The organism is Kitasatospora putterlickiae (assembly GCF_039527695.1).
In the GTDB taxonomy this organism is placed as follows: Bacteria; Actinomycetota; Actinomycetes; order Streptomycetales; family Streptomycetaceae; genus Kitasatospora; species Kitasatospora putterlickiae.
The window spans coordinates 1-1028 of record NZ_BAAAKJ010000130.1; the positions used below are offsets into that span (position 1 = coordinate 1).

At 77.7% G+C, this 1028-nt stretch carries 1 protein-coding gene; it reads right to left on the bottom strand.

Features of this window, described 5'->3' with window-relative positions; genetic code table 11:
• A partial coding sequence (locus tag ABD308_RS13625; protein WP_486327021.1) for an NsdA family TPR-like regulatory protein occupies nt 1–872 on the bottom strand: 872 nt, incomplete at its 3' end.
• Between the last annotated feature and the right edge of the window lie 156 nt (nt 873–1028).

The following is a 1028-nucleotide window of genomic DNA, read 5'->3' on the forward strand; positions in this document are numbered from 1 at the left end:
CGGACGCCGTCCCCGGCCGCCGCCACCGCCTGCGCGAGCACCGTGACCGCGTCCAGCCCGCGCCCGCCCGCGCTCCAGGTGGCCAGCACCACCAGACCGCCGAGCACCGCCACCCCGTCCCGGCGCTCGCCGCTCAGGTGGGCGGCGCGCAGCGCGGCCGCGAACGCCCGCTGCGCGGTGGCGTCGTGGCCGAGGTCGAACGCGGCCCAGGCGGCGAGCCGGGCGAGGCGGGCCGCCGCGCCGTACAGCGCCCGGCCGAGCGTCTCGTCGTACCGGCCGAGCTCCAGCAGCTTGGCGACCATGGCCAGTTCGGCGCGGGCGGGGCCGAGGACGAGCCCGCCGCCGCAGGAACGTTCCAGCCGCTGTTTGCCGCGGTGGGCGGCGGCGAGTTCGCCGATCACCGCCGGGTCGACGCGCAGCGCGCCGTCGCCACCGAGGGCGGGCGGCTCGCTGGCCAGCCGGCGGGCGGCCTCGGCCACGTCGGCGCCGCGGAAGAGGTCGATGAGGCGGACGGGGCCCGCGTCGGCGGCGGTCTCGCGCAGCGCGGTCTGCGCGGTGTCGGCCGTCCACGGGTCGGTCAGCAGGCGCGGGGAGAGGATCTTGGCGCCGCGGTGGCCGCCCATCGGGCCCCAGAGCTGTTCATAGGTGACGGCGATGCCGAGGGTGCGGCTGAGCACCTCGCAGACGGCCTGGTCGTGCGGGCTGCGCGGGACCATGCCCCGGTCGCGCCACTTGTACGGGGCGGTGGAGCTGATCGCGAGCCGGGCCGGGACGGTGAGGTTGACCTCGCGGGCGAGGCGCTCCGGGCTCCAGCCGAGCTGGTGGAGTATCCGGGCGAGTTCCTCGTTGCGCCTGCGCTCCAGATCGGCCATGGCTCCGACGGTAGCGGTCGGCCGGGGGACGCCGCCGGGAGCCGGCGGAAAAGCCGTGCCCGCCGAAGCCCACCCGACCCGGCCCGCAGTCCGAAGACCGCGCCGAAGCACGGCCGGTGAAACGCCGAAGGCCGCCTCCCGTTTCGGGAGGCGGCC